The organism is Streptomyces sp. SD15, from assembly GCF_054462255.1.
Window position 1 is genome coordinate 1 of sequence record NZ_JBTLMO010000115.1, and the last position, 5315, is coordinate 5315.

General features: G+C 66.5%; 6 protein-coding genes and 2 pseudogenes. 5 read left to right on the forward strand and 3 right to left on the reverse strand.

The features are described 5' to 3' along the window. Positions 1-185 precede the first annotated feature (185 nt). The 3 genes and pseudogenes from ACX28W_RS43560 to ACX28W_RS43570 all read left to right on the forward strand — a co-directional run bounded on the left by ACX28W_RS43560 (position 186) and on the right by ACX28W_RS43570 (position 2248). Complete coding sequence (locus ACX28W_RS43560; protein WP_190174025.1) at positions 186-680, forward strand: GNAT family N-acetyltransferase; 495 nt, start codon at positions 186-188, stop codon at positions 678-680. An 82-nt stretch (positions 681-762) separates the two neighbouring features. Then, positions 763-1341: pseudogene (locus tag ACX28W_RS43565) on the forward strand (IS701 family transposase); the annotation flags it as partial. A gap of 280 nt (positions 1342-1621) precedes the next feature. Further along, entirely contained in the window at positions 1622-2248 is a 627-nt protein-coding gene (locus ACX28W_RS43570) for a DUF6000 family protein (protein ID WP_459005634.1), read from the forward strand. Between the two features lie 226 nt (positions 2249-2474). Here the strand turns inward: ACX28W_RS43570 and ACX28W_RS43575 are convergent, their stop codons facing one another. Beyond that, the gene (locus ACX28W_RS43575) at positions 2475-3494 is read right to left on the reverse strand and encodes a hypothetical protein (protein WP_459005635.1); all 1020 of its coding nucleotides are present in this window, start codon (positions 3492-3494) and stop codon (positions 2475-2477) included. 260 nt (positions 3495-3754) lie between these two features. Next, a pseudogene (locus ACX28W_RS43580) lies at positions 3755-4113 on the reverse strand (transposase); the annotation flags it as partial. Here ACX28W_RS43580 and ACX28W_RS43585 point away from each other — a divergent pair. Then, positions 4078-4410: a transposase family protein gene (locus tag ACX28W_RS43585; RefSeq protein ID WP_459005638.1), complete on the forward strand. Its 333-nt coding sequence runs from the start codon at positions 4078-4080 to the stop codon at positions 4408-4410. The pseudogene ACX28W_RS43580 and the gene ACX28W_RS43585 sit on opposite strands and share 36 nt — an antisense overlap. Before the next feature lie 47 nt (positions 4411-4457). Here ACX28W_RS43585 and ACX28W_RS43590 read toward each other — a convergent pair whose 3' ends face one another. Further along, on the reverse strand, positions 4458-4826 hold the full coding sequence (locus ACX28W_RS43590) for a VOC family protein (RefSeq protein ID WP_459005636.1): 369 nt from the start codon (positions 4824-4826) through the stop codon (positions 4458-4460). Between the two features lie 304 nt (positions 4827-5130). On the opposite strand from ACX28W_RS43590, the gene ACX28W_RS43595 reads away from it, so the two are divergent. Then, positions 5131-5315, forward strand: a 185-nt coding sequence (locus ACX28W_RS43595; RefSeq protein WP_459005637.1) for a hypothetical protein, incomplete at its 3' end; no start/stop codon positions are given.

Sequence of the window (5315 nt, forward strand, 5' to 3'; positions counted from 1 at the left end):
GGCCGCCCCTGACACACCATCAGCCAACTACACTCCGGACGACGCCTCTGACCAGACCAGATAGCGAAACGCTGCTGGAGTACTAATACTCCAGCCGTAGATCGTTATGTGCCCTGGTCTTGGGGCTGTCTGCCACTGGCGGAAACTCAGGTGGCCTCAGCGCACGATCTGGGTAGAGTCGGGCAATGCCCGAGCTGAAGCGGCTGCATGCCGGCCACGCCCCGGCGGTCCTGGCCTTCGAGCTGGCGAATCGCACCTACTTCGCTGCCTCGATCTCCGACCGCGGCGACGACTTCTTCGACCAGTTCACCGACCGGTACAACGCCTCGCTGGCCGAGCAGGAGGCCGGCATCTGCGCCTTCTACGTGCTCGTCGCCGAGGACGGCTCGGTACTCGGCAGGTTCAACCTGTACGACTTGGAGGACGGTACTGCCAGACTCGGCTACCGGGTCGCGGAGCGGGTCGCCGGCCGCGGCGTGGCGACCGCGACCGTCCGGGAGCTGTGCCGGATGGCGACAGCGATGCACGGCCTGCTCACACTGCGGGCGGCCACCTCCCACGACAACGCCGCGTCCCAGAAAGTCTTGGCCAAGGCCGGGTTCGTCTCGGTTGGCCCTGCCACCCCGGCCGATCTCGGCGGCAAGTCAGGCACTTGGTACCAGCGCGACCTCCAGCCATAGACCTTGATCTTGCTCGTGGGTCGGCTGCGGGAAGGCTGCGGCCACCGCTGATCATCGGTGTGTGAAGACTAACGATCTTGCGATGGCCGCAGGTCACAGCGTGGACCCTGCTCGCTGGCAGGAAGCGTTCGAGGGCCTGATGAGCCGGATAGCCGGCCGGTTCGCCCGGGTTGAACCCCGGCGTCGGGTACGGGATCTGATGCTGGGGCTGCTGTCGGACCTGCCACGCAAAAACTGTTGGAGCATCGCCGAGTGGGCCGGAGAGGCCACCCCGGACGGCATGCAGCACCTGCTCGGCCGGGCCCGATGGGATGCCGACGCCGTGCGCGATGACCTGCGCGAGTACGTCCTGGAGCATCTACACGACGAGGGTGCAGTGCTGGTGGTCGACGAGACCGGGGACGTGAAGAAGGGCACGCACACCGTCGGCGTCCAGCGCCAATACACCGGCACCGCCGGGAGGATCGAAAACGCGCAAGTCGCTGTCTACCTCGTCTACGCGGGACTGCGCGGGCACGCGGCGGTGGACCGGGAGCTGTACATACCGCACTCCTGGACGCGCGACCCAGATCGCTGCCGAGCCGCGGGCCTGGACGAGGACACCGTCCTCGCGACCAAGCCGGAGCTGGCCGCCCGCATGATCGGCCGATTTCTCGATGCCGGGCACCATCGAGGCCGCGGTCGACCGCACTGCGTTCTACGGCACCCGCCCCTACGCACACCTCCGTGTCGAGTTCGAACGACGTCTGAACGCCATGCACGAGGCCGGCGAGATCCCCGATCCGCGCGAGGCCCAGATCGCCCGGCTCAAGGCAGAGAACGCCAAGCTCCGGGAACGGCTCGCCCAGTCGGAGCAGACGATCGACGAGCTCAGCGACTTCCGTGGCCAAGCCCTGGCCCGGCTCGCCGCACAGCACAAGGGCCCAGGACAGGATGCGGCTATGCGTTACGCCAACGAGGACCCCGAGCTGCTCGCTCTTGTCCACCGCTACGTCACGCCCGACAGGCGCTACCTCAAACTCGGCGGCCCTCTCATGCGCATGACCGAGCCTGAACGCACCAAGTTCACACGGGAGCTCGGCGAGGCCGCCGGCGATATCACGCCCCGCGAGCTGACCATCCTGCTCGAAGGCACGTGGCGCGAACGCAAAACCGCAGCCTGGCTCATCGCCGTCGCCCGCAGAACTGAGTTCCGCGAACGCCTCGGCGAAATGCTGCTTGCCAGCGAGGTCTGCTTCGCAGGCTCGGCCTACTGCGTCACCTTCGCCACGTTCGCGACTCCCGCCGACGCGGACCTGCTGGCTGCCTACCTCGATCGCTACCTGCGACGCCCCGACCTCTACTACGACCAGCCGGCCGCCATGGGCGCGCTCCTCCACCTCGACGCCAAGCTCCGTGCCGATCAAGCAGCCCGATTCCTGACCGCGGACGGCCTCTGGCATCAGTGGATCGACGGACCGCCCCGCAAGGAGCACCACGGCACGCCAGACAGCTATCGCGAGGGCATCAGCCGGCTCTGCGTCTTCGCCGATGAGAGCGCCGAGCACCGCCCGGCAAGGAACCGATGACGTCGTCCTCAGAGGGGTGACACCTGATCGAAGGGACCCACCGCCCCGCAACTCAAGGTTGTCCAGATAATCAACGCACAAGTTCTGCCGCCATTGTGGCGCTGAGGAATAGGGCAATCGTGGTGGCACAGACTGGGCACCGGCGGCTGCCCTGGCAACGCCGTACGTCGCGTGCCAAGGTCAGGGCGCTGCCTGACCGGCAGGTGGGAGAAGCTGCATCAGCGCATCAGAATGGCGCTTCCGCGGTACCACCGGATGGCATCGCACCGGGCAGTACACCTTCGGGAAGCGGCAAGTTGGTCACAACGAACTGGTTCAGGATGTCGTCGCGATCCATGAACATGATCTGGCTCCGCTTCGCCGCGTCCAAAGCATTGCCCAGCCAGTTGCGTGCAGCCTTGGTGATCTCGCCGCCAGCCACGATGAAAGCATGATCAACGAGAACGCGCCGGTTGGCCTCGGGGTCGAAGATCTCGTGCGCCAGCATCATCAGAGCCTGGTTATGAATCTCAGCAACGTTGGCATTGCCCGCCCTGGACTTTCCCATAGCGTCCAGCTTCCCGCGCTTCACCTGGATACCGAAGTACAGGAAGTGCTGAGTCGGCAGGGTGTAACGCATCCAGATGTCCTTGCCGTACTCCAACGCTTTGTCCCGGTGCCCGGCAGCTGTGATCCGTTGAAACCCCAACTGCCGGAAAAGAGGCAGCAGCACCTGCTCGATGAGCGCATCCTCACTGCACGTGTCCAAGAACGCAGCAAGAGCCGCACGTCGCTGCATCTCGGCGGCACTCAGGGGACGATGTGGGTTCTTGGCCAGCACCGAGACGGTGTTCGTTCCGATGTGCCGCAGGTAGCAGTGCTTGTCCTCCCCGTAGAAGGCTTCGAACCCCTCACGGGCAAGTGCATTGTTCAGCAGCCGCAAGGCATTGGGCCGGTCGAGCCCCTCGTTGAGAGCGTCCGCCGGATTCATCAGGTGGTCGATCACCCTGGAGAAGGACTCCGGCGGGTGCGCAGGTCCCTCGTGCGGCTCCGCCAGCAACTGCTCAAGCACACCCGCGACCCAACGGTTCCGCGTCGAACCGTCATGCTCCCAGTCCATATCGAGTTCCCCGAAGAACTCGGTGATGTACATGCTCGACCGGTACGGGAAGTACGCAGGCTCGGCATCACCCTGAGGGACGTCCGCACCGAGGTTCCCGCAAATGAGATCGACCAGCAGTTCCAGCGTTCTCTTCCTGAACTTCACGACGCCCCTCCCCAGACCCCACGCCAGCAACGACGCGCGAACTATTGTGCCCTGCAGTCGCAGGACCCGAAGGTGCGAGCCGCTACCCCCCTCCGAAAGAGCACCCTCGTCTCGGGGTACCGATGCCTTCCTGGAACCCGCAGGACGAGACCATGCGCGCATGCCCGTGGCTCGCCTGCCATCAGCGTGCCGACGCGGTCCCCGCCTATGCCGGACCCCCGCCGAAGCAAGCCGACGGGGGTCCTCACGTGTCACTGCCCCTATGACGGGGGGCATGACTGTGTGGGCCTGACCAGGTGGAAGACTTCCCGGGCGGCGTAGCGTTTGAGGCATCGGACGATTTCGCGTCGGGTCTTGCCCTCCTTGATAGGCGTTCGTAATAGTCCTGGGTGCGCGGGTCGAAGCGCAGGCGAGTCTGCACGATCCGGTGCAAGGCGGCGTTGGCCTGCCGGTCGCCGCCACGGTTGAGGCGACGGTACTGCCGGCTGCCCGAGGAACGCTCGACAGGGCTGACCCCACACAGCGCGGCGAAGGACGCCTCACTGCCCAGGCGTCGGCCGCCCGGCCCGGCCGCACCCACGACATCACCGCCGCCCGCCGCGACCGCATCCTGGCCCACCTGCGTGCTGCCGACCTCGGCGCCCTGGCCGACCTGGGCTTCCTCGGCCTGGACGACGACGGGAACGATCCCGTGGTCGTCACCGGCTTCAAGGCCACCCGCGCCCGCAGACTCGCATCCGCCGAGAAGGAGGCCAACCGAGTCCTGGCCGCCGGACGCGTCCCCGTCGAACGCGGCTTTGCCCACCTGAAGAACTGGCAGATCCTCACCAAGCTCCGTACTGACCCCGCCCGCGCCACCCACCTGTTTCGCGCGCTGCTCGTCCTGACGAACATCGAGGCCACTACCGACAATTGATCTCTACCGCAGGTAGCCCACGATCAGCACATGCCCCCGGAACAGCGTCACCGGGCCGGGATCGGCTGAGTGAGGTTCACCGGATTGCCGTCGGGGTCCTGGATGTGGGCGACGCGCTGTCCCCACGGCATGTCGTTGGGGCCGCCGCGGACCGAGCCACCCAGCGCCTCCACCCGGCCGAGCGTCTCGTCGACGTCGTCGACACCGATGCTGAGCAGGATCCGCGACGCCGCCCCAGTCCCCGGGTTCGCCTTGGCCACCAGCCCGAGGTCGGTGTCGCCGATGCGCAAGCCCAGGTAGAAGGCCGGGCCTTCCGCCGGTACCCGGAAGGTCTCCTCGGCGCCGAACAATTTCGTATAGAAGCCGAGCAGGACGTCCTGGTCGGCAGTGATGATCACTGGCTGGATGGTGGACATGGCACTCCTGTCGAGAACGGTCGTGTCGCTGGGTAGACCGTTCGAGGACAGTGAACTCATCGGCAAAACCGCCCTGCCAGACGATCTACACCCCAGACTGCGGCCCGCGACCAGTACGAGCAGCCCGAAACGGGGGCACACCACCCCTGCTGACCAGCCACTTCACGATGGCGCAGCCTCAGTGTTCAACACGGTAGAGCGCGCCGTGGCGGTTCAGGCGGCGTTGGCCAAACTCGTTCGCAGAAGCGGGCCGGAGGTGGTGCTTTTGCATTCTCGTTTTCGGCCACCTGAGCGGGAGAGGCTGATGGACGAGCTCAACGCTCTGGGAGTGCCGGAGGCGAGGAAGTCGCCGGGGGAGGCCGCTGGCGCAGGCGACCACCCCGCCAGGGCAGAGGCGACGGCACACACGGAGCGCGCGGCGTCCAGCGGCTCCTGCATGCCGGCCACCATCCAGGCGAAGCCGGTGCCCCGCCAACCGGCACACCGCGT